The sequence below is a fragment of the Flavobacterium sp. KS-LB2 genome (assembly GCF_036895565.1).
Taxonomy (GTDB): domain Bacteria; phylum Bacteroidota; class Bacteroidia; order Flavobacteriales; family Flavobacteriaceae; genus Flavobacterium.
The window spans coordinates 1,952,650-1,977,519 of the sequence record NZ_CP145904.1 but is presented as its reverse complement, the minus strand read 5'-3'; the positions used below and the strand labels follow the sequence as shown (position 1 = coordinate 1,977,519).

Genomic DNA, 24,870 nt, shown 5'->3' with positions numbered 1-24,870 from the left:
TTCTAAAAAAGTTATATCATGAAGTTTTATAAAAAAATAGTTTTCTTTTTTTTGATTGTTGCTACTTTAGAAGGATATGCTCAAAATACATTAGATGTTTTAGGTATGGACAATACTACACCTGCAACAGTTGCTTATAGTTTACGAAAATTAAGTACTTCCTATAGTGGTGATGCGATACAAGTGCGTCGTAGTACCGATAATACCACTCAAGATATTGGTTTTGATGGTAATGGAGATTTAGATACGGCTGCTTTGTTGACTTTTGTCGGTGCAAATAATGGTTTCGTGACTATTTGGTACGATCAAAGTGGGAATGCAAGGAATTTGATTAAAACCGATAATAATATTCAACCACAAATAGTATTTAATGGATCGTTCAAATACATTGGAACTAAAGTGGCGATTGATTTTTCAGGAAATAAGGGGCTGGTTTATTCAGGTTCATTAAGTTTAGCAAGTATTACTAGTGTTATAAGATCAGAAAGTACTAATTGGCCAAGTTATCATACTATTCTTGAGGGAAGTCCAAGGATAGGAGGAATACTAGAATCTGGAGGAACTACATTTCATCCGAATGTATATCCACTTGAGATATGGAGAAATGGAATTTCGAAAACAGCCTCTGAATCTCTTGCGCCTGTTAATGAAGGTATGATTTTATCCATTAGTCCTCGAACTGATAACTTATATCAAATGTTCATCGGTAATTATGATGGAGGTGGTAGTGGAGGTTCCATTTTAGAAAGTGAAGCTATAGCATTTTCTACTTTAAACACATCCGATGTTCGCCAATCAATGGAATGTAATCAGGGAGTTTATTATGGAGTTAATATGACATTATGTTCTACAGCAATAAGTATTAATCCTTCATCATCAAATCATTTTGAATGTTTGGGAACTGTTGCCACACCATTAACTGTTTATGCGTTAGGGCCTAATCTTTCCTATCAATGGTATAGTAGTTCTACTTCAAGTACAAGTGGTGGAACTTTAATTGACGGTGCCACTGAAGCTACTTTTATACCACCAACTACAGCCATAGGAACGACTTATTATTATGTTGTTGTTTCGGGTTCTAAAGGCCCTGATGTTACCAGTACTATTTCTGGTGCAATAATAGTCGAAAGCCTATCAGCAGTTACTATAACTCCATCAATAGCTACTATAAATGCGGGTGATTCTATAACACTTACGGCTTCTGGAGCAAGCAGTTATTTTTGGGGATTTAACAATGCAACTCCTTTAGATAATGTTTCTAATTATAAATTAGCAGTAGGATTACGACTTTTAAGGTCTGCATATTCTGGTCCTTCGATTCGATTAAGAAGAGCTATTGATGATGTGGAAGCTGATTTTGGATTTTCAGGAACAGATTTAAACACGGTTGCTATAAATACATGGTTAAACGGATCTGGTGGGTATTGTGTGAAATTGTACGATCAATCAGGAAATGGAAATGATATGATTCCTTCATCGTTTGGCGCACAACCGCTTTATGTTTTTGATGGGTTAAATAATAAACCTATTTTAAGATTTAATACAAGTCAAAACATAAAAAACAATGTGAATTTTTCTCCTCCTTACACCGTGATTTATGGCGCAAAACAAACAGGATCTAATAGAGGTAGAGTTTTAAATGCGAATAATAACTGGTTATTAGGATGGTGGAATGGAAGCAAAAGTCAAGCACATTTTGATGGCTGGGTTTCCCAAGCAGGAGGAATAGTAGCAGATAATAATCCCTATGTGTATACTGGAACAGGAACCGGAATTGCATCGGCATTTTATGAAAATGGGATTTCTAAAACTAACAATCCAAATGGTGGTTTAACTGGTCCAAATGGGTTGAGAATTAACGAAAGTGAACCTTCCGATGTTGATGTTGCAGAGATTTTCGCTTTCGATTCTGTATTATCAACTAACGATAGATTGGCCGTCGAAAAAAGTACGGCCTCTTATTATGGGATTTATGGTGCAGCGCCATTAGGAAATTCGGCATCAATTATAGTGTCTCCAACTGAAACAACTTCATATTCAGTAACTGGTTACTCATCAAATGGAGGCTGTTATGATTCTGAAGATGTAGTGGTGACTGTACTAAAAAGTCCAGAATTAAGTAATTTTAGTTCACAAGTAAAAACTTATTTTGATGGGACTTTTACAATTTCACCCCCCAATACTGTAAGTACAGGTGCTATAACATACACTAGCAGTAATATGGCAGTAGCCACTATTAGTGGAACAACTGTAAGTATAGTTGGATCTGGTTCTACTACCATTACAGCTACACAACAGGGCACAGCAACACATTATGAAAGTTCTATAAATACAACTTTGACAGTAAATAGTGTTGCAGTTTTAACAAAAAATGGGCAATTTTCTACAACTGATTTCAATTATGTTAATAAAAATGGGGCTATAAGGGCTGATTTTGGGGTTAATAAAAATGGGCTCTCTATTCAAACAAAATCTTACGATTTATTAACTGGTTTAGTAATGAATTTAGATGCTGGTAATTCATCCAGCTATCCAGGAACTGGTGCTACTTGGACCGATGTAAGTGGTTCAGGAAATAATGGAATATTAGTAAATAATCCTGTTTATAATTCTTCGAATGGAGGTAGCTTGGTGTTTAATGGCTCCAATACGTATGTAAATGCACCACTTATAAAAACCGCTTCATGTACATTTTCAGTATGGACAAAAACAACTAATGCAACTAATATGTTGTTTAACGCTGGAAATGATGGTTCTGGTCCAGATTTATTTTTTTATGGTGGGGTTCTGAGTTGGAATACGTGGGACAGCTCCAATAATCCTTTTGGAAATATACCTGCTTCAGCAGCAGATGGTAATTGGCATAATTATGTGGTGGTTAATGATGCTGTGTCTAATACAGCACGATTGTATTATGACGGTGTTCTTTATGGGACTGCCGTTTATAAAGATGCCTCAACTAATACTAAATTATATATTGGAGGCTCTAATGGCGGGTGGCTATGGAACGGTTCGATCGGGAATTTCCAAGTTCATAATAGAGTTTTAAGTCCAGAAGAGATTATTCAAAACTTTAACAATCTTAAAACAAGGTACGGCTTGTAGGTATAATTTAAAAGTTACTTTATTAAAATTGTACAACTTCATAGTAGGTATCAAAAAAAGCACTATAACTGATATAAAAAAACCAGATCTTCAATGGAAGTCTGGTTTTAATACGAATTGATTTTTTAAAACAATTACACTTTTCCTAACGTATATAATTGTTCCATTGTAGGAGTCAAACTTCCTCCTTTAGGCTCAAGTGTGATTCCAAATGCTTCCGCTTCATTAGCATTATTTACAGCAAATAATTTTTGTTCATTTACATCAAAGTTTTCCAATAATCCAATGCTAGTTGGGGTTAAAGGGCTTAATTTTAATGCCCAAACCTGATATACCATTCCTTCAGGTGGTTCAGGCAAACCGGCTGCATCAATATAGACAACTTTAGTGTCTTGATTCCAATATACTTTTGCAAAAGATGCTGGTGCTACTGCTTGTCCACCAAGTGCTACGACAGTATTTTTAGTATCTCTTACAACTGCTAAACTGGTTTCGTTAGTTGTGTTTTTTAATTTTAAGACGTTAAACTCTTTCTCTAGTTTGGCTTTCTCAATTTCAGTATTGGCAACTTGTGTAGTGGTTTTATCCAATTCATTGTATTGATAACCAATTCCAACTAATAATAGTACAGCTGCTGCCCAACCTATGTATTGGGACCTATTACTAGTAGGCTCTAATTGTACCACAGCCGCATGCTTCAATTCAAGCTTCGCCTTAATTTTTTCATAGTTGGCAACTGAATGAAAAGGTGAAAAGCTTGCTGACAGAGCCACAATGGCTTTTTCAATAGCGATTATTTCCGCATTTATTTCCGGATTATTTTTTGCCATGTTGGTAACTTCCTCGTTTTCGGTTTCACTTAGTAAACCATAAACATAGAGCTCCAGTATTCCTGATTCAATATATTCTTTTGTTTCCATTATACTTTCAAATAATTTCGTAGATCGTTAATACAATTTCTATTTTGTGTTTTTACCGTTCCTAAAGGAATTGCCAATTCATCAGAAGCTTCTTGTTGGGTATACCCTTTAAAGAACAATAAATCAATTATTTGAATACATTTTGGTTTTAGTCTTTTTACAAACTCTTGCAAGCCAATAGTATCCATTTTGTCAACCAGTTTAGAACTGTCTTCAAAGTGATTTACGAAATTATCGGTTGAAAGGTTTTTTTGACTGTTATTAAAATTTTTAGAACGCAATTTATCAATTGAAGTATTTCTAGCAATATTGAGAATCCAGGTGTAGAAGCGTCCTTTGCTTTCGTGATAGGAATCAATGTTCTTCCAGATTTTTACAAACACTTCCTGAAGGACGTCTTCAGCTTCTTCTCTATTCTTTACAAGAACGTTGATGACTGAAAATAAACTTTTGGAATACATATCATAGAGATGTGTAAATGCCCTTTCATCCTTCTTATAAATTAATACTAATAATTCTTCTTGACTCATATCTTACTATTTTACAATTACAAACTTATACAATCTTATTTACAAATTATTGATTTTACGATTGTCATGATAATAAAAAAATAAAAATAAAATAATTGTGTTTTATTTAAGTTTTTAAATACCTGAATAACAGTTATTTAAAAAATAATTTAATTTTTTATTACCATTTTTAAAACCAAAAGAAATACAATTCCGTAAATGCTTTTATAACCTTTTAAATTAAAACAAAAATGAAAAAAACAAAAATGATTTTAGGTCTGTCGCTAGTGGCGATTTCGGGCTTAATATTAGTAGCTGCGGATCACATAGATGCTCCAGCAACAATGAGTGGCGATGCAGGCGATATTACTGATGTATACGCTTTTCAAGGTCAAAATACTAGCAATCTAGTATTTGCAGTAAACACACAAGGATTGTTAAGTCCTAATGCTACAGGTGCTGCTACATTTAAAGATAATGTATTGGTAGAAATTAACATTGATAACACAGGTGACAATGTTGAAGACTTAGTGATTCAAGCCATCAAGAGAGATGACAAGATGTATTTCTTTGGACCAGTAGCTCCGGGAACAACAGGAACAACAAGTACAATTAAAACTACTGCTGCTTCAGGAAATGTTACTATATCTCAATATGGTTCAACAGCTTTAACAGCGGAGCAAAACGGAATGAAATTTTTCGCAGGTCCAAGAGATGATCCTTTCTTTTTTGATTTAGGTCAATTTCAAGCAATCCTTGGAGGGACAGCAACAGGATTTAAAAATCCAGGTACAGACACATTTGCAGGAACTAATGTAATGTCAATTGTAGTAGAAGTTCCAAAAGCAATGTTAGGCTCTTCAAGTACAATAAATGTTTGGGCTGAAACTAAGAAAAAACAATAATTAATTTTATTTAAAAAAAGTAAAAACATGAAATCGAAATTCACGATTTCTTAAATTCAAACATCATGAGTAAAACAAATAAATTCAAAATTATAACAATCGCGCTAGTTGCTGCAGTTGTTTCAGTAAATTGTGATAATGACGATTCAAACGGTGATTCTACTGTAAATCAAGATTTTTCAGGAACTTTTGTTCAGCAAGATCAAATGGCAAGACCAGCAATCAATACGGTATTCGTTGCTTCGGGACAACCTAAAGATGCGTTTAATGCCGCAATTCCTTCAGCGATGGGAGCGACATATCAATCTATTTTTCAATCTAGATTATTGGCTTTGAATCCAGCATATACTACTAATGCTTTGGGGCAAACTGCTGCTCAACTTACAGGTCTTTTGGCAACTGATGTACTAGGAGTATCTAAAACTGCACCTACTACTTTCTTTGATGGAACTAATATTCTAACAGGAAGAGCTTTGGCAGATGATGTAATTGATGTCGAATTATTATTGATTTTTGGTGGATCTGCTGGAACTTCCAACCCAGGTCTTACTAAAGATAATGTGAATGCAAATGATAAAGCATTTGGAACAACTTTCCCTTACTTAGCTTCTGCTTGGTAATATTTTCAAAAAAAAACAGAGCGATTGCTATACTTTTCGCTCTGTTTTTTTTCAAAACAAACAAACAAACAAACAAACAAACAATTAGAGTATGAAAACTTTAAAAACACTATCATTTTTAGTTTTCACAATCCTATTCATATTCGGTTGCGATACTAAATCAGAACAGATTACAAAATCAGAAGACTACAATAAGTACTTGGCTTTAAAAGAAAATAAATCCTTGTCTTTTGCTCATAAAGAAATTGATTTTTGGCAAAAAAAATTCGATGCAGCCCCAAATCAATTCAGTTACTTAAGTCAGTTGGCATCAAATTATAGTATGCTTTTTGAACATACAGGAAATATTAATAATCTATACAAAACCGAAGAATTACTAACAAAAGCGAATGAAGCTAATAATTATTCGAGAGTTTCAACTATTCGATCATTAGCAAGAAATTACATTTCACAACACCGTTTTAAAGAAGCCTTGGAATTAGCTAATAAAGCATTAGCAATAGGCGAAGGAAAAAAAGAAACTCAAAAATTATTGTTTGATATTCAAATGGAATTGGGAAATTATCCCGAAGCAGTTAAAAATTTGAATGCCATTAGAGATATGAATAGTTTTGATTATTTGATTCGCTTAGCAAAATGGAACGATCACAAAGGGGATTTGAATACTGCTATAACTTTCATGGAAAAGGCAAGAGATATTGCTGAAAAAGACGACAATAAAACACTTAAAATTTGGTCGTATTCTAATTTAGGTGATTTTTATGGACATGCTGGAAGAATTCAAGAATCCTATGATAGTTTCCTAAAAACATTAGCATTAGACCCTAACTATTCTTATGCTTTAAAAGGAATAGCTTGGATTGTTTTCTCAAAAGAAAGAAATACAAAAGAGGCAAATAGAATAATTGATGCTATAGCCGTGACTCATAACACGCCCGATTTTTATCTATTGAAAGCTCAAATTGCTCAATTTGAGGGTAATAATAGTGAGGAAATAAAAAACAGAAATGCCTATTTTTCTATGATGGAGAAAAATAATTATGGTGCGATGTACAATAAATATAATGCTTTGATTTATGCTGATGATAAACAAACCGCTCAAAAAGCATTAGGAATTGCTAAAATTGAAGTAGACCACAGACCTACTGCTGATTCCTATGATTTATTGGCTTGGGCGTACTTAAATGTTGGTGATAATAAAAAAGCATTAGAAATTGCTCAGAATCATGTGGTTGGAAAATCCTTTGAACCTAAGGTACAATACCACTTGGCAATGATATACAAATCAAATAATTTAGCGCTTAAAGCGAAACCTATTAAGGAAGAATTACTATCCAGTTTGTATGAATTAGGACCTAATTTTGACAAAAAGGTAAATCAATTATAGCGTATGAAAAATATTATTTTAGTGATGATTACCCTTTTTGGGTTGTCTTCGTATGGTCAAATACAAAAAGGGAAAGTGTTGGATAGTGATGGTAATCCTGTTGAAAACGCTTATTTAGTAAATACAAATTCTGAAAGTCATGCGCATACCAATGAATTTGGGTTGTTTAGTTTAGATAAAACGGTTTTAGGAGACGTTATCAAAATAACAGCTTTAGGATATAAAAAGTCAAATTTCACCATTGTTTCTTCGGATGATATAATCATTCTGGAAGATGATATATTTAGATTGAATGAGATAGTAATCCAACCGAAACTGTCGGCTATGAATGTCATTTCTAAAATAGATTTGCAAACTACTCCGGTAAATTCTTCTCAGGAAATTTTGCGAAAAGTACCGGGATTATTCATCGGGCAACATGCAGGTGGAGGAAAAGCGGAACAAATATTTTTAAGAGGTTTTGATATCGACCACGGAACTGACATTGCTATTTCGGTAGATGGAATTCCAGTAAATATGGTTTCTCATGCTCATGGTCAAGGCTATGCCGATTTGCATTTTGTAATTCCGGAAACCGTTGAAAAAATAGATTTTGGAAAAGGAACGTATTATGCCAACAAAGGGGATTTTGCAACCGCAGGATACGTTGCTTTCCAAACTAAAGATAAAATTGAAAAAAGTAGTATTGGTGTCGAAGTCGGACAGTTTAACACGCTGAGAACGGTAGGACTTTTTAATCTTTTGGGAAACCAAAAAACCCAAAGCGCCTACATTGCCACAGAATATATTCTAACAGATGGTCCTTTTGATTCTCCCCAAAATTTTAACAGAATAAATTTGTTAGGGAAATATTCAGCTATTTTAAGTGACAATAGTAAGTTCTCAATCTTGGCTTCACGCTTTTCAAGCAAATGGGACGCTTCGGGACAAATACCGCAGCGATTGGTTGATAATGGAATGATTTCAAGATTTGGTGCTGTTGATGATACCGAAGGAGGGAATACATCGCGAACCAATTTTAATGCAAGTTTGAGCAAACCAATTGATGAAAATACATTTTTGAAAGCCAATGCTTTTTATTCGAATTATCAATTTGAATTGTATTCTAATTTTACGTTCTTTTTAGATGATCCAATAAATGGAGACCAAATTAAACAAAAAGAAGACCGCAATATCTATGGAATGAATGCGGAGTTGAATAAGAAGACGAAAATTAATGATACTAATGTATTGTTGCAATTTGGAGCTGGTTTTCGTGCCGATGCGACAACTGATACAGAACTTTCACACACTTTGAATAGAAGAACGGTTCTTGAGAATATAAAATTAGGAGATATTGATGAGTCTAATTTGTTTACGTATTTGAATTCCGAATTCAATTTTGGAAAACTGATGATTAATCCTGCCATTAGATTGGATTATTTCAAATTCAATTATCAAGATAAATTGATGGAGAATTACAAAACACAATCGGAATCAAAAGTGAAGTTTTCTCCAAAACTGAATTTCATTTATTCGCAGAATAATAATTTACAATTTTTTATAAAATCAGGGATGGGATTCCATTCGAATGATGCTCGTGTTGTCGTTCAAAATAGTGGAAAACAAATTTTACCAACCGCAATAGGAACTGATGTTGGTACCATTTGGAAACCATTTCCCAAGTTGATCGTGAATTCTGCATTGTGGTATTTATTTTTAGAACAGGAGTTTGTTTACGTGGGAGATGCTGGAATTATTGAACCAAGCGGAAAATCAAAACGTATGGGAGCAGAGCTTGGTTTACGTTACCAATTGAACGATTGGTTGTATTTTGATGCGGATGCCAATTATACCTACGCCAGAAGTATTGACGAATCAAAAGGTCAGGATTACATTCCTTTAGCACCAGATTTTACGACAACAGGTGGCTTAAGTTTTCAAAATTTGAATGGTTTTTCGGGTGGAATTCGCTACCGATATTTGAAAAATCGTCCAGCAAATGAAGATAATTCTATAGTTGCCAAAGGCTATTTTATATCCGATTTAAATGTTAATTATCAATATAAGAATATCAATTTCGGAATTGCAGTAGAGAATATTTTTAACACAGAATGGAATGAAACTCAATTTGCTACAGAATCTAGGTTGCAAAATGAGCCTGAAAGTGTTGAAGAAATTCATTTTACTCCGGGAACGCCTTTCTTCATGAAAGGAAAAATTACCTATACGTTTTAAATATTCTATTAAGATTTGTTGTTTATTTGTTTGGAAGTCTGGCATTTCATAGTGTCAGGCTTCTTTTTTTTTAACGTGTGTTTAACGAAAATAAATTTTATTAAAACAAATAATTGTCTATTTTTATAAAAAATTTCAAATATGAAAAATCTAGTATGTATTGCCACTTTTGCTCTACTCTTGTTTAGTTGTCAAAACCAAGCACAACCTAAAAAATCTGAAACCAATATGAATATGCCATCGATAGCTAAAGAAACGATTTATCAGTTCAAAGTAGAAGATTTATCAGGAAAAAGTTTTGATTTTGCTTCTTTGAAAGGAAAGAAAATCATAATTGTAAACACCGCTTCTAAATGTGGATTGACTCCACAATACAAAGATCTTGAAGCTACTTACAAAGAATACAAAGACAAAGGATTAGTAATTGTTGGTTTTCCAGCTAATAATTTTGCTTCACAAGAGCCAGGAACAAATGAGGAAATTGCTACTTTTTGCCAAATGAATTATGGTGTTACTTTCCCTATGATGGACAAAGTTTCTGTAAAAGGAGATGATATGGCAGCTATTTATCAGTTTTTAACTCAAAAAGCTAAAAATGGATTACAAGATTCAACTGTGGAATGGAATTTTCAAAAATATCTAATCAACGAAAAAGGAGAATTGGAAAAAGTGATTGCTCCAAGAATATTAGTAACAGATCCTGAGGTGGTAAATTGGATCAAAGCCTAATATGTTATAGCTAATCTTACAAAATAAAATATTTTAAAAGAGATTTTCAGTTAAATGAAAATCTCTTTTTTTGTTTAAGTAAGTATTGAAGATTTTCTTGAATTTAAGCCATTAAAATAATTAAGGGTTGATTTTTAATTACTTAATAGTTTTTTTCTAGAATTTTTCATTTTTAAAAATTTCCGCAACAGCAGCTTCATAATTCCGAATACTTTGCGCTTTTTTTATTTTCTTTAAAACCTTATGCGGATTTGAAAACGTAGCCGAAAAGTATTCCCATAAATGATACATTTTCAATAAAATATGTGTCGAACCAGAAAGGGATTCGCTATAAATAGCATACAAAGTATCGTGAAACGCACTGAATAATTCTATTTTGTTTGCAGGATATTCTGAAGTATTGTTTTTTATCATATTGGGTAAAAATGGATCCGAAATTAATCCTCGTCCAATCATCCAATGATCAATACTCGGAAAACGTTGTTGCATTTCTTGAAACTTAGCCACTGAGGTTATATCGCCATTATAATAGAGTTTATGTTTCGTGTTGTCAATACAAATTTGGAACGCATCTAAGTTTACACCACCTTTATAAAGTTGTTTTCCAATGCGCGCATGAATCGCAATGTTTTTGATAGGGTAGGTATCTAAAATAGGCAAAACATCAAGAATTTCTTCACTGTTTTCATATCCCAAACGCATTTTCATCGAAACTAGAATATCTGATTCAGTGTGCGCTCTATGAAGGATGTTATTGATCTTTTCTGGATTACTGATCAAACCAGAACCCATACCAGACTTGGTTACCATTGGATACGGACAACCTAAATTCCAGTTTAATTCTTTATAACCTAATTCTCGAACATACTTGGCCACAAATAAAAATTCATCGGCATCATTTGTTATCACTTGCGGTATAACCTCTAAATCCAAATTGTTTTCAAGAAGTAGGTCGCGTTCGTATGATGGTTTAATTACCATTTTTCCGTTTAACCGGATGTATGGCGAGTAAAAAGTGTCAATTCCGCCAAAAAGCTTGTTTTGGGCATTTCTAAAACGAAAGTCGGTAAATCCTTGTAAAGGCGATGAAAGAAGAGTAAAGCTCATAATAATTATAAAGTCGCAAAGATACACTTTAAATGTACTTGGCTTTAGCTAATAATATTCAATTGCAATTGCAAAAAAAAAAACAATTTGTAAAAATTTGTTGAGGAAATTATTTTTTATCCAAAATCAATTGCATAAAAACGGAGTGCAACCAGCGGTCAAATTTATAACCAGATTCTTTGATGATTCCCACAGTTTTGAAACCAAATTTTTCATGAAATTCAACGCTACTCTGATTTTCGGAATCAATCACAGCTATCATAGTATGCAATTTTTGTTTTTTGGCAAGTTCAATTAATTCTTGTAATAGCATTTTCCCTATGCCTTTTCCATGATGGCTTTCATTTACGTAAACAGAATGTTCAACAGTAAATTTATACGCCTCCCGAAAACGGAATTCGCTATACATTCCAAAACCCATAGCAATTCCATCTACAGCAGCTACAATTACAGGAAATTGTTTACTGATTTTTTCTTCTAAAATATTTTTTTGTTGTTCAAACGTTCTAATGTTATAGTCATAGAGCGCTGTGGAGTTCAAAATATTATAATTGATAATATCGAGTATAGCTTGTGTATCTTCGGATTTATAAGGTCTAATGGTGATTTCCATGAATAGTTTATTTGTTTCAAAATTAAGAAAAAAGAGGTAAAAATAAAGGAAAAAGCCTTGCAAGTTTGTAACTTTGTAGTTCAGAAAAATGATACAATGATTTACCCCAAAATACCTTTAGCACAAAGCATTATTGAAATTTGTTTGGCCAAAGGAATCACTACCATAATTATTTCTCCAGGCTCTAGAAATGCACCTTTAACTATCGGTTTTGCTAGCAATCCTACTTTTCAATGTTACAGCATTGCCGATGAGCGAACAGCTGCTTTTTTCGGTTTGGGTATTGCACAACAAACCAAGCAGCCAGTGGTTTTGGTATGTACTTCCGGTTCTGCTTTGTTGAATTATTATCCGGCTTTTGCAGAAGCATTTTACAGTCAGATTCCCTTAATTGTAATTTCTGCAGATCGCCCACAAAGCAAAATTGATATTGGTGACGGCCAAACCATCCGGCAAGAAAATGTTTTCGAAAATCATTCGTTATACAATGCTAATTTGCATGAGGATGTTTCAATCGAAAATGATTTAAAAATCAATGAAGCCATCAATACGGCTATAACTCAAAAAGGACCTGTTCACATCAATGCGCCTTTTGAAGAGCCTTTGTACGAAACCGTTTCGGAGCTTTCAGTAGAAGTAAAAACTATCGCTTCCGCAAATGTGACTCAGACGATTTCCATTAAAGACGTTTCGGAATTTGCAACGATTTGGAATAATGTTCCAAAAAAAATGATTTTGGTTGGTGTGAATGAACCAAATGGCATCAATACAAATATAATAGAGGCTTTCGCAAAAGACGAATCAGTTGTCGTGTTGACCGAAACCACATCTAATTTGCATCACGATACTTTTATTAGCAATATAGACACCATAATTACGCCTTTTACTGAAGTGGATTTTGAAAATTTTAGACCTGATATTTTAGTCACTTTTGGTGGAATGGTAGTTTCGAAACGAATCAAGGCTTTTTTAAGAAAATACAAACCAAAACACCATTGGCATGTTGATAATCGGAGAGCCTATGATACTTTTGGCGCTTTGACCAAACATTTTGAAGTGCATCCTAATGTGTTTTTTGAAACTTTCTTACCGCTTACAAACGCAATAGAAAGTAATTATTTCAAGCAATTAGACGCTGTAAAAGTGTTGCGAAAGCTAAAAAGCGATATTTATTTAGACAAAATTCCTTTTTCAGATTTTAAAGTGTTTGAGAAAGTGATAGAAGGTTTACCAAACAACAGTCAATTGCAAATAAGCAATAGTTCAGCCATTCGTTACGCACAATTGATTGACATTGATCCGTCTATTGAAGTGTATTGTAATCGCGGTACCAGTGGAATTGATGGAAGTACTTCAACGGCTATTGGTGCGGCTGTTGCCAATGAAAAACAAACTGTTTTCATAACGGGAGATATTGGATTTTTATATGACAGCAATGCGTTATGGAACAATTATATCCCAAAGAACTTCAAGATTATTCTAATCAATAATGGTGGTGGCGGAATTTTTAGGATTTTACCTGGACACGAAGAAAGCCCTGTTTTTAACACCTTCTTTGAGACTTCTCATTGTTTAACTGCGGAACATTTGGCTAAAATGTATGGTTTTGAATATAGTATTGCCAGCGATGAAGCGAGTTTAGCAACAAGTTTGACTGCTTTGTATGCTCAAAATGAAAAACCAAGTATTTTAGAAATTTTCACGCCAACTTTGAAAAACGACAGTATTTTACTGCAATATTTTAAAGAATTGGTTTAATTATTTTGTAATGTTCGTTGAAAGGCATGATTAATTGTTTAAATTTGAGATTGTAAAAATCTATTAACCAAATATTAAACTTTTATTTATGAGTGCAAGAGACGAATTAATTGTAAAGTATGTTGCCGATTTGAAAGACAAATGTGGTGTAAATCCAGACATGGATTTGTTGACAAAAGTAACCATTGGTTGCGGACCGTCAATTTATAATGATGATTCAGCAACTGTGGCTGGAAGTCAACAAGCCGAATTAGATACGGTAAAAAACAATTTCTTAATCAAGAAATTAGGACTTAGTGACGGACCGGAATTAGATGCTGCAATAGATGCCGTTATGGAAAAATACGGTCGCTCCAACAGAAATAAATATAGAGTGGTAATTTATTATTTACTGACAGTTCACTTCAAAAAAGAGAGTATTTATAATTAATATTTAAATTTAAAATTTTTTATGTATAAAAAAAGCGTTTGCCTTGGCAAACGCTTTTTTGTTTATTATTGTTTAACGAATTGGTATTGGGAAAACTGGTAAACTGGAATGTCCTAATGCATCTACAGCTTGAACAGCGAAGAAAAAATTGTCTTTAGAATATGGGATTTCAGCTTTAGTGTCTTTTACAAAAATTGTTTTTTCCCAATGTTGTGATGAAGTTTCTCTAATCAGAATGTTATATCCATAAACTGATTTCCCTTCAGGAGCGGTCCAAACTAAAGTAGAGAAATTAGTCAAGTCCTTCACTTCAATTCCTACGTTTGTTGGTGCTTTTGGGGACCAAGCCAAATTGCTGAATGTAGCCAAGTTAGAACATGTTACTTTCTTCATGTATTCAAAGTCCATAAATTCTGCTAAATCACCGTACTGGATGTTGTTTTCTTTTCGCACGTTTTGATGTTGGTGATCGTAGTTTTCGTTCATTTCACAAAAACGAATGGCTGTAAATCCATTTTGACTGAAAGGAGTGTGATCGCCACCACGTAAGAAACGGTCGTTGCGATACACTAAATTAATGTCTAATTGTTCTACATATTGATTGGTCACCGTTTTGATGTATCGAGCTAATTGTCTCGATGGACTGTCATTATCACGATTGGTTGACTTACGCATTTTTGACTCCGCTTCCGTTTCTAAAAATGGAATTGTCTCACTGAAAACGCGGACTTTAGTATTATCACGCAATAAAGTACCGCTGGATAAACTGTTTCCAATCATGTCATTATTGATCATCGCAATAACATTCCATTTTCCTTGTTTGGCAACATCGGCTAAATGTTTGGCTCCGTACAATCCTTGCTCTTCACCAACAACAGCTACAAAAATTAAGGTAAAAGGGAATTCTCTTTGGCTCATTATTCGGGCAAGTTCCATCATCGCTGCAACTCCGGAAGCATCATCATTAGCACCTGGTGCATCAGATTTAGCATCCATAACATCCGAAGCACGAGAATCTAAATGGCCGCTTATAATCATTACACGATCATCTGTAGGGTCAGTTCCTTTTAAGGTTGCCATTACATTACCCAATTGGCTGTCGGTGGCAATACGTCTTCCATCGGCTTTGATGGTGAAAAAATCAATCACAGAAGTCAGTCTTCCATTTGAAGCTAGTGCATATTTATCAAATTCTGATTTTACCCAGCGTTGTGCTGCGCCAATACCGCGGGTGTTGCTTTTTGTGTCACTTAATGTATGTCGGGTTCCAAAAGATACGAGTTTTCGAACTGTAGCTTCCATGTTTTCGGATTTTACTTCGGCAACCATTTTTTTTATTTCGGGATCATCGACTGTAGTTTGTGCGTAATTGGTATGAGAAATGAATAGTAGTAGGAACAAACAGAGAATTGAGGTTGGTTTCATTAATAGGTTTTTTTAGTTTTCTCAAAGTTAGTAAAAAAGAAAAACAAAGTATAAACGAAATTAAGTTTTAGGCATTGTTTAATTATTCTCGTTGTTAATGGTTTTCCAAAACTGTCTCAAATGAATAATTCTCGGATCATTTAGCCTAATTAAACCTTTTCCGGAATCCAATTTTTTAATTTCTGTTTCAAGTTTGTATTTGCTATTTGGTGTTCCTAAAAATGCCTCAATCATTTTGTAATCTTTGTTTTGAACATTAAGACAGATCGGGAGTTTTACTTGAGAAGCAAAATCAAAATCTTTTGTTCTATAATCTTCAACACCTTGAGATAACATTACAACAACCACGCCCTTAGATCTTAATAATCTCAGTAGTTCCTCCAACGCCTTTCTTGCATTTTTATTCTTTAAATATACATGAGCTTCGTCTATAACAATAACATATCTCAAAGGAATAATATTATCAACTGGCTCTACATCATTTGTAGAACTAAAATGTGTATTGAAATATCTTAGTAATAAAAACACTAATAATTGTCTTAATACATCGGATAGGTTTGGAGGTAAATTTAAATAAAGACTTTTCTTCAGAACATCTTCTTGCTTAACATTAAAAAGATTTTCTGTCAGATTTTGTATAGCTGAATATAATGAATCTGGCTTAATTTTATTTGTTTCATAATACTCTTCAAGATTCTGAAACAATTCATTTATTGTTGGATATGCTCCTTTTTTATCATCAAGAAGTTCCCTTAATATAGTTTTTAAATTATTTTTTTGAACAACGCCAATGCCTGGAACAAATGTTGCAATAGTATCAACAAATGCATTTATACTAAAAGGTCTTTCTCTTTCATCTAAACTAATAGAAGAAAAAGGATTAAATTTTATACCGCCATCTTTTACAATATCAATAAATTCACAATCTGTTGCATTTAAAAATGCTTTTAATTGTTCCGGATTGCCTTCTCCTTTATAATCGAAGAAAATAAACTTTAATTGGTTTTTAGAATTTTTTGAAATCTGATATAAAATATCCTTCATTAATTGAGTTTTACCTGATCCTGCCATACCTGCTATAGCAATATTCCTATTATCAAACTCTCTTAAATCATTAATTTTAATTTCAACATCAGTACCATCTTCGTAATTACCAATAATAAAAGATAAAGGATCTTTGAACTCAGGAACGTCCGAAATCTTATTTGTATTAGTGTTGATTTTTACAAGATTTTTTCTCAGTGTCAAACTGTTTTTTACAGTTTTCATTAAGAAATCTATATGACTACCATTAGAAATTGATTTTTCGTTTAACTCTTTATTCCAGATATTCAGACCTTCGTCTAGATGAAATTTCATTAATTTAATTATGTCATTTTCTGATAATATCCTTTGATAATGTTGATCTAAAATTGTTTTGTAAATTATATAATTATCGGTAGTGTCAATTATCTTACCGAAAAAATTACTCGTAGGTGTATATTCTCTTCCGTTTGATGGGATATTTTCAACACTTAGATCAAAATGAGATCCTTTATTTATGCTTAATGAAATGGCTATTCGTGCCGCTATTGTGTCTCTTTTAAAACTATAAACATTCGTTATTCTATCTAATAAATCAGTATTCTCATTATCTATTTTAAATCTTATCATAACTAAACGCTTTTAAAATAACCAGGTTTAACATTAGTTCTTATTCCATCATTTTCTAACAAATAAGTTTTAGATACATTTAGTTCAATGTCTTTAAAACGGCGTGGAGTTATCTCATTATTCGTTGAAAGAATCACAACTTGTTCGGATAAGTCTGGATAGTAATAAAGTAATATGTTTTTAATATGTTCATCATCTAAACGTCCTAGTGGAGTATCAATAAATATTGGTAAACTCTGTACAGACTCTTTTAATATAGCCTTAATTAAACAAGAAATATAAATTTGTTTTTCACCAGCGCCTAAAATTTCTTTTTTGACCTCATTATCATTTGAATCAAATAAAGTTATTTTCATTCCCCCATTATCGGGTAAAATACTAACCGACACATCTGATATGAATTTTGAGGATTCAACTTCTCCTTGTAATTTGTGCAATAATTTTTTCAATTCAGATAAAATGTTTTTTTCTAAACTTTCCTTTTTTGCTCTTTTCTGTGAATCAACAAATGATTGTAATACACTTATATATTCTCTTGTTTTTTGAAATTTTGTTTTGTTTAGCTGTGTGACTTCAACTTTTTGAAGCAAACTATGATATTCCTGATTTAATCGTGATATATCTTTCTTAAGTTTTTCTTTATTAGCAATATAACTACCGATATTTTGATCTTTCTCACTTAATGATCTTTCGGCCTTCTCTTTTTCAATCATTTTTTCAATGATATAATCATCAACTAAATCTGAATCAATTTTACTAAGAGTTTGGTTAACTTCTTTTAGCTCAATTTTAATAGTATTATAATTGTCCATTGTGTTTTCAAACAATTCTTTTGATTGAATATTAACGGCATTTATTGCATTATTAATTAAGCTTTTTTCAGAATTATTTAAATCATGTTCGAATTCAAGGTCAACTTGTTCTGATTTTTCTTCAAATAATTCAGAACTTAAATTTTGTGCTTTTTCATAGTAAAACATTTTGTCTCTTAGAGTCATTGAACTATTAACAGGCTCCGGAGCCTGGTTAAAAAGACGCTCGATGAAGGTATCAATTTTTCCAATAATTTCAGAAGACGAATTGATTAACATTTGATTTTGATCTTGTAATAAAAGATGCTCACTTACTTCTTCTAATTTTCCTGTTAATATTGCTAATGGAATAAGTTCGCTTAATTCATTAAAAGCATGCTCAAGATCGCTTTCTTTTTGCTGTAATAATTCTTTTCTTATTAAGTAACTTTCTCTATCGAATTGAACTGCATTCCCTTTACTGTTTTGATTAATAAAGCTATCATATTCTTTAATTCTAAATTTTATATTAGTAAGGTCTTTGATTAGTTCAGCAATATTTTCATCAATCTTATCAATATTAATTTGGTTAATTTTTATTGCATTTTCTCTATCATTGATCTGATCTTGAATATTTTTAGTTGCTCCCTCTTTTCTTAAATTGTTTGAATATAAATCTAAATCTCCAATTAGATCTTCATAAATATCTAATCCTAGTATCTTTCCTAAAGCATCATTCAAAACGCTTCCTTCTTCTTTGGTTGACAATTCAGCCATTGCAGCAATTTTTTCAGCATCAAAAAAGACAAATTTTGCTGCATCTAAGGGTATGATATAATCATTAATGAAATTAATTTTGTCTTCATTATCTTCAAAAAGCTCATCACCAGAAAGCTCATCTTTAATAGACAAATTTTCTTGCATTGTTTGAACATTAAAATCTCGTTTAATAACAATTCCTGTAATTGTTTTATTGAATAATTTTATTTCAGGAAGTTCTAGGTCAGTAATTTTTAATTGAATTGAAAAGGAACAATTATTTTCGTTTGTAGCTGTCCAATTCAAAGATTGTTTCATAAATTGAGAATAGTTCTTTTCTTTTTGAATTTCTTTCTTGAAATTTTCATCAACTTGAGATATTTTCTCACCATAAAGGCACCAAACTAATGATATCAAAAAGTTGGTTTTACCATAACCATTTCTACCACCGATTAAAACAATATTTTTGTTTTGCTCTGTACCCAAATCGATAAAGACATTACCGTAATATTGTCTGAAATTTTCTATGTTTATTGAGCTGAATTTCATTTTATTGCTTTTTCAATTTCATTAATAATTGTTTGTTGGATATAATGATTTCTTTTCTGTAACTTTTTTATTTTTTCAGAATCCAGTAATTTTTGAATTGAATCGAAACTAATTCCTTTGTTTTCACATTCTTCTTTTAGTTTTTGGATTTGATCCATTTTTATTTCTTTAGCATTCATATTTAAAAATTTTGAATTAATTTAGCGACCTCTAAAAAATTTAACTCATCTTCTATATCTAATTTAGAATCTTCGTATAGTTTTCTTTGCTTATAGAAAAAAGCATATAATTGGCTTTCTTGATTTTTATTTGCTGAAGGTAATCTTTTTTCTTTTTCAATAAATTCATTTAGTCTTCTATAACCATCAGTTCTAAATAAAGTTTTTTTATTATCTCTTAAGTTAAATTTAGAAGTTATTCCTATAATTAATTCAGTTTGTGAATTATCGAGTAACCCTCTATTAATTTTACTTTTTTGAGTATAAAGCCATCGACTTATTCTTACTTCTTCTAGGGGACAATTAATAGATGATGGTAATTTATTATTATTTGAAATAAAATTTAATAATTCTTGAAGATTTTCTTCCCAAGTTCGTGTAGTTATCTTTTCATTATCCTTCAATAGTAAATATTTATCAAGGTTGTATTTTTTTGATTTAAGTCCAATAAAGGCATTTTTAAAAAAAACAAATCTATTATTATCTTCCATTTTTAAATTATAAATAATGCTTTTTTCATTACTTTTTGGGCGATATTTTAATACAAATTTTGCGATATCCTTTATATTCATTGGTTCAGAATATTTAGAAAGAAATTCTTCAGCAATACTTCTAATTGTCCCCCCTTTTATATTTGCTTTTTCAGTATCCCATTTCTTTAGTCCAAAAATACTGGCTCTGCCAAATGGTACAAAACCAAATTCTCTTTTTAAAGTTGTGTTTTTTATAACATTTATGTAATCAGGCTTCAATATTTTTATTTGATTGTTAATTTCATCTATATGAGAAGGTTTCCCTAAAACTTCGAGTGCTTCAAAAGCGTATTCGGGTAATGTTTTAAATGTTTTTCTTTCGAAAACAATATTTTCTTCAATGTTTAAATAAATATTAAATTCCTCATTTAATAATTTTTCACAAACATCAGCGAGTATTTCTAATAAATTAAAATCATCTAATTTTAAGAAGTTAGAGAGGTAACTTTTGAAATTAAACTGATATGTTTCGTCGATAAATTCTAAATTCCTAATTTCTATGTCTTCAATAAATTTGACAAAGTCAAAATTTGTATTTAGTATTTTACTCACTAAATATAAATTTTTCCAATTATGTCTTGCTCTTGCTTTAAAATCTTTCGCTATAAAGACATCGTCTTGATTTCCTAATAATTCAAATTCGTTATTATAAAAAAAAGATGAAATTAAAGTTATGAAATGTTTTGAAAAATTAGTTTCATCTGATGAATTAATATTTAAAGCAATTTCATCAGTAATTATAATAAATGGGTCGTTAAAATCAATTTTATATCCAACGAATAAGTTTTGATCAAATTTAGTAAGAAATAAAAATTTCGACTCCAACTCGTCTAAAATCTTGACTCTTATTTGTCTGCATCTTTCCCTAGTTAGATGAATGTTTTCACTCAATTCATCTAAATTCTGAAGAACTGAATTATTATAAATATTGATTGCGTTTTCTAATATGTAACTTTCATTTTTACCAAAAACAAGATGTTTGCTGATAATAAATTGAATTAAACTGAAAATTGAACTTCTAGATATTAAATCACTTGGAATTTCTAAGTTATTAAATTCTTTTTGTAAAAATAATTTCAACTGTAATTCAGTCATTTTTTTTTCTTCTGTTAATTCAGAAATATCAATTACAAAAAGTTTAATTTCATTAGTGAAAAGCTCCAATTCTCCGATTGATGCTAAGCCTACATTTTCGATACTATTAAATTTAAAATGGGTTTTTGAAAAAATTCTGTCAAAAAGATTAATTATATTGATCTCCTTTTCTAAAAAAAATATTAAAGCGTTTCTACTTCTAACTGAAAGTTTAGATATTTGAATAGAAATATGATGATTCACAATTTGCCTTTGCAGGCGATTTAATTTTAAAATTTTGTCTTTTAGATCGTCTAATTTCTCCTCAGCAACTCCATTTTCTGTATTTTGAAAACAGTCAGAATAAATTTGACATATTTTGATCAACTCTAAATTTGACTTTTCGCCACACATTCTTAATTTTAAAAAAGAATTAAATTTTTCATAATATTTTATCAACTCTTCTATAGTGTCTATTTCTGAGGATCTACAACTGTGGTAAGATCTTACAGATATTTCACCTCTTAAAAAAATTGATTCAATAGTCATTGTATTCATTTGTATTTAAAATAATTAAATTTCTTTCGTTTCAAATATTATAAAAAAAATAGGACAAAAGCAATGAAAAACAAAATTGTTATTTGATTAATAGTTTTTTAATTAAATTGCTTTTACTAGTATTGTCTTTTTGTAAAATTCGTTTATGTTAATCTAGTATCCTTACGGTTTTCCGTAAACGAATTATTTTTTATAAAATTTATTGAGCTACTGCTAATATAACTCATTCTGAAAAACAAAACGTTCTAATCTAGCCCCGATGGAAGTAAGTATCCCTCGCTTTTGGGCGTGGATACTGCGGACAGCGGGACAACTCGTTTTGAAAAAAGTGGAAAGTTATGCTCCTAAAAAAGAATATATCCATCGAATTTGAGCTTTGTTTTTTTGTGGACAGTTTCTTAATTTACTATTTTCAAACTTCGTACCTTTGCGCTTTAGAAATTGAAAGAAAATGATTGAAATAGGAAAATACAATACGCTTACCATTTTACGCGATACCAAAGTGGGTTTGTTTCTGGGGAATCCAGAAAAAGATCCCGAAGGAATTCATGACATTCTATTGCCTAACAAATACGTTCCAAACGAATTTGAAATAGGTGAGGGGTTGATTGTTTTTGTGTACTTGGACCACGAAGAAAGACCCGTTGCCACAACATTAGAGCCTTATATATTATTGAATGAATTCGCACTTTTGCGTGTGAATTATACCAATCAGATTGGTGCTTTTATGGATTGGGGAATGGAAAAAGATATTTTGGTTCCGTTTAAAGAGCAGGCACGTCCAATGGAAAAAGGGAAACGCTACTTGGTGTATCTTTATATGGACGAAAAAACCAATCGCTTGGTGGCTTCCAGTAAATTGAATCAGTTTTTAAAAAATGATCACCTAACGGTTGAAAAAGGAGAAGAGGTAGATTTAATAGTTTCTCATATTACTGAATTAGGAATTAATGTTATCATCAACGAAAAGTACAAAGGTTTGTTGTACAAAGATGAAGTGTATGATGATGCTATTCGTACGGGAGACCGCATGAGAGGATACATCAAAACGATTCGTCCGGATAATAAGATTGATGTGGCATTGCAAGTTCAAGGCTATCAAAGTATCGAACCGAATGCAGAAAAAATTCTGGATGAATTAAGAGCCAGCAGAGGTTTCTTGAGGTTGACTGATAATTCACATCCCGAAGACATTAAAACGGTTTTGAAAATGAGCAAGAAAACCTTTAAGAAAGCTATAGGTGCTTTGTACCGAGAGAAGTTAATCGAAATCAAGGAAGATGGAATTTACTTGGTTAAAGAGTAAAAAAAAGCTAATCAATGTGATTAGCTTTTTTTTGTAGAAGTTGTTTTTAGAATAAATTAAGTATTATTTACATTTTCAGATTTTAGTACAATATCCTTAATAACATCATCGAGTTCGTTGCTCGAAGTAATTAGGTTGTCTAAAAAAAATATTTTTTCCTCCTCAGTTGTGCTTGTGTTTTTTAAATGATAAGCAATAGCTAGTAAACGGGATAATGGAGCTCTAACTACGTGGGACTGTATCCAGGTTATTTCTTTTAATAAGTCGTTTTGTTTTTCTATTTTCTTTACATAATGAATACTTTCTTTGAAATGGTCGTCTAGCCCTTTAAATAGTTTTGGAATCAAAGAACATATTAAAAGACTAAGAAAAATTAAGTTTGAAAAAACGGCAAAAAGTTCATTCGTTTTGAAGTGTTTGTCTTGAATTGTTATGAAATCTAAGTAATACAAAAGAATATAAACGATAGAAATGTATACATTTAAAAGAGCAGGTGTGTATTTGTATTTAAATGGATATACAAAAACTGATAAAAAACAGGAAGCGAGTAGATAAAGAGTACTGTTGATACCAACATAGTACAAAAGGAAGAAACTTAGTGTGTAAATATTGGCAATGAATAGTAATTTTCGGTATTTTATTTTTATCCCTTTTTTGAAGCCTACTATTACAATGATTAATACACTTAATAAATCAATGAAAGTCATTATGTAATATCCAGAGTCTAATGCCCATATAATAGATGGGATTAATGCAATAAGACTTAAGGGTATGATGAAAATGATAATATTAGAGAACATATCATCACGCCAATATTTCAAATCTTTATTTTGATGTAAAGATTTTAAGATAGTACTCTTTATAACCGAAGTATATTTTTTCCAAATTCCCATTCGTTTAGTGTACTAAGTTAATAACTAGAGGATAAGCAAGTGGTTCTCTATCGTAAATATAATAAATTTATAGTAAAAGTAAGATGAAAAAATTTAAAAGCTTTGGTAGAAATATTTATTTTGTGTTATTGTAGCTTTTTTTAAGTTTTGTTATTGAAAGGACTCAATGGCTAAATTAGTTTGTTGGTATAGTCTAGATTATTTTGTAGGTCATTAAACTATATTAAAACCCATAATACAATATTTTTTCAATTATGGTTTAACAAAAACAAAAATGGATTAGAAACATGGATTAGGTTACGTCCTAAAAAAAAAGAAAGACTAATCGTAGCGATTAGTCTTTCTCTTTTTAATGCTGTTTTAGAATATTTATTTCTAGCAGCATTTAAAAAAATAATTTTGAAGTTCAAAGTAGCTTTATCCACTTCTAAGCGTAATAGTATCCTCGATACTATTTTAATAAGATTAACTTAAGTGTAAGTACTTTAAAAGATAGTTTTGTCTTTAAATGTACATTCACTTGCTTTCTAGCTAAGAAATAATTTCACAATAAGGCCGTTGGTTTTCAATATATTCGAAGATAATTTTCTAAAACAATTTTATTAATGTTTCACTTTTGCAAGAACAAGAAAAATAGATCTTTAATGGAACCGTCGGTGTTACTTTTTATTTTTTACTGCTGTAGCAAATGGAAGTATCATTAGCTCTTTTATCGGGGCTTTGATATTTTTTTTATAAGTTATTACCGTAGAAAAAGGAGCGACAACATTTTTAATTGCATTCAATACATTCTTTTTTTAGGTTAATAAAT

Annotated in this window: 20 protein-coding genes; 9 read left to right on the top strand and 11 right to left on the bottom strand. The window is 31.5% G+C overall.

Annotated features, from left to right (window positions below; translation table 11 throughout):
• The first annotated feature begins 18 nt into the window (after positions 1-18).
• On the top strand, positions 19-3,105 hold the full coding sequence (locus V5J73_RS08405; RefSeq protein WP_338644951.1) for a LamG-like jellyroll fold domain-containing protein: 3,087 nt from the start codon (positions 19-21) through the stop codon (positions 3,103-3,105).
• A 134-nt stretch (positions 3,106-3,239) separates the two neighbouring features.
• Here V5J73_RS08405 and V5J73_RS08400 read toward each other — a convergent pair whose 3' ends face one another.
• A complete protein-coding gene (locus V5J73_RS08400; RefSeq protein WP_338644950.1) occupies positions 3,240-4,025 on the bottom strand; it encodes an anti-sigma factor in 786 nt (261 codons plus the stop codon).
• Positions 4,025-4,555 carry an RNA polymerase sigma factor gene (locus tag V5J73_RS08395; protein ID WP_099715280.1) on the bottom strand — a complete coding sequence of 177 codons (531 nt, stop codon included), beginning with the start codon at positions 4,553-4,555 and terminating at the stop codon, positions 4,025-4,027. The genes V5J73_RS08400 and V5J73_RS08395 overlap by 1 nt, the downstream gene beginning before the upstream one ends.
• A 230-nt stretch (positions 4,556-4,785) precedes the next feature.
• Here V5J73_RS08395 and V5J73_RS08390 point away from each other — a divergent pair, with 230 nt between their 5' ends.
• From V5J73_RS08390 to V5J73_RS08370, 5 genes are all read left to right on the top strand, one after another.
• Positions 4,786-5,439, top strand: a complete 654-nt coding sequence (locus tag V5J73_RS08390) for a DUF4331 family protein (protein ID WP_338644948.1) — start codon at positions 4,786-4,788, stop codon at positions 5,437-5,439.
• 65 nt (positions 5,440-5,504) lie between these two features.
• On the top strand, positions 5,505-6,059 hold the full coding sequence (locus tag V5J73_RS08385) for a DUF4331 family protein (protein ID WP_338644945.1): 555 nt from the start codon (positions 5,505-5,507) through the stop codon (positions 6,057-6,059).
• A 91-nt stretch (positions 6,060-6,150) separates the two neighbouring features.
• Positions 6,151-7,446: a tetratricopeptide repeat protein gene (locus V5J73_RS08380; RefSeq protein ID WP_338644943.1), complete on the top strand. Its 1,296-nt coding sequence runs from the start codon at positions 6,151-6,153 to the stop codon at positions 7,444-7,446.
• Positions 7,447-7,449: 3 nt separating this feature from the next.
• Entirely contained in the window at positions 7,450-9,663 is a 2,214-nt protein-coding gene (locus V5J73_RS08375; protein WP_338644942.1) for a TonB-dependent receptor, read from the top strand.
• A 228-nt stretch (positions 9,664-9,891) separates the two neighbouring features.
• On the top strand, positions 9,892-10,392 hold the full coding sequence (locus tag V5J73_RS08370; protein ID WP_445236422.1) for a glutathione peroxidase: 501 nt from the start codon (positions 9,892-9,894) through the stop codon (positions 10,390-10,392).
• 156 nt (positions 10,393-10,548) lie between these two features.
• Here the strand turns inward: V5J73_RS08370 and V5J73_RS08365 are convergent, their stop codons facing one another.
• Positions 10,549-11,499 carry a tRNA dihydrouridine synthase gene (locus V5J73_RS08365; protein ID WP_338644937.1) on the bottom strand — a complete coding sequence of 317 codons (951 nt, stop codon included), beginning with the start codon at positions 11,497-11,499 and terminating at the stop codon, positions 10,549-10,551.
• Positions 11,500-11,608: 109 nt separating this feature from the next.
• Entirely contained in the window at positions 11,609-12,112 is a 504-nt protein-coding gene (locus tag V5J73_RS08360; protein WP_338644935.1) for a GNAT family N-acetyltransferase, read from the bottom strand.
• 96 nt (positions 12,113-12,208) lie between these two features.
• Here V5J73_RS08360 and menD point away from each other — a divergent pair, with 96 nt between their 5' ends.
• Positions 12,209-13,870, top strand: a complete 1,662-nt coding sequence (gene menD / locus V5J73_RS08355) for a 2-succinyl-5-enolpyruvyl-6-hydroxy-3-cyclohexene-1-carboxylic-acid synthase (protein WP_338644933.1) — start codon at positions 12,209-12,211, stop codon at positions 13,868-13,870.
• Between the two features lie 88 nt (positions 13,871-13,958).
• Positions 13,959-14,300, top strand: a complete 342-nt coding sequence (locus V5J73_RS08350; protein ID WP_338644931.1) for a DUF2853 family protein — start codon at positions 13,959-13,961, stop codon at positions 14,298-14,300.
• Positions 14,301-14,372: 72 nt separating this feature from the next.
• Here the strand turns inward: V5J73_RS08350 and V5J73_RS08345 are convergent, their stop codons facing one another.
• The 5 genes from V5J73_RS08345 to V5J73_RS08325 form a co-directional block, all read right to left on the bottom strand.
• Positions 14,373-15,725, bottom strand: a complete 1,353-nt coding sequence (locus V5J73_RS08345; protein WP_338644929.1) for a M28 family metallopeptidase — start codon at positions 15,723-15,725, stop codon at positions 14,373-14,375.
• Between the two features lie 78 nt (positions 15,726-15,803).
• Positions 15,804-17,378, bottom strand: a complete 1,575-nt coding sequence (locus V5J73_RS08340; RefSeq protein ID WP_338644927.1) for a DndE family protein — start codon at positions 17,376-17,378, stop codon at positions 15,804-15,806.
• A 2-nt stretch (positions 17,379-17,380) separates the two neighbouring features.
• The gene (dndD, locus tag V5J73_RS08335; protein ID WP_338644925.1) at positions 17,381-19,477 is read right to left on the bottom strand and encodes a DNA sulfur modification protein DndD; all 2,097 of its coding nucleotides are present in this window, start codon (positions 19,475-19,477) and stop codon (positions 17,381-17,383) included.
• Positions 19,474-19,656, bottom strand: coding sequence for a DNA modification system-associated small protein (locus tag V5J73_RS08330; protein WP_338644923.1), 183 nt, complete (start codon positions 19,654-19,656; stop codon positions 19,474-19,476). Before V5J73_RS08330 ends, dndD begins: the two co-directional genes overlap by 4 nt.
• A gap of 2 nt (positions 19,657-19,658) precedes the next feature.
• On the bottom strand, positions 19,659-21,851 hold the full coding sequence (locus tag V5J73_RS08325) for a hypothetical protein (protein ID WP_338644921.1): 2,193 nt from the start codon (positions 21,849-21,851) through the stop codon (positions 19,659-19,661).
• Between the two features lie 460 nt (positions 21,852-22,311).
• On the opposite strand from V5J73_RS08325, the gene V5J73_RS08320 reads away from it, so the two are divergent.
• On the top strand, positions 22,312-23,166 hold the full coding sequence (locus V5J73_RS08320) for a CvfB family protein (protein WP_338644919.1): 855 nt from the start codon (positions 22,312-22,314) through the stop codon (positions 23,164-23,166).
• Between the two features lie 56 nt (positions 23,167-23,222).
• On the opposite strand, the gene V5J73_RS08315 is transcribed toward V5J73_RS08320, so the two are convergent.
• Together V5J73_RS08315 and V5J73_RS08310 are read right to left on the bottom strand one after the other, a co-directional pair.
• Positions 23,223-24,059, bottom strand: coding sequence for a hypothetical protein (locus V5J73_RS08315; protein WP_338644917.1), 837 nt, complete (start codon positions 24,057-24,059; stop codon positions 23,223-23,225).
• Between the two features lie 659 nt (positions 24,060-24,718).
• Positions 24,719-24,844: a hypothetical protein gene (locus tag V5J73_RS08310; protein WP_338644915.1), complete on the bottom strand. Its 126-nt coding sequence runs from the start codon at positions 24,842-24,844 to the stop codon at positions 24,719-24,721.
• Between the last annotated feature and the right edge of the window lie 26 nt (positions 24,845-24,870).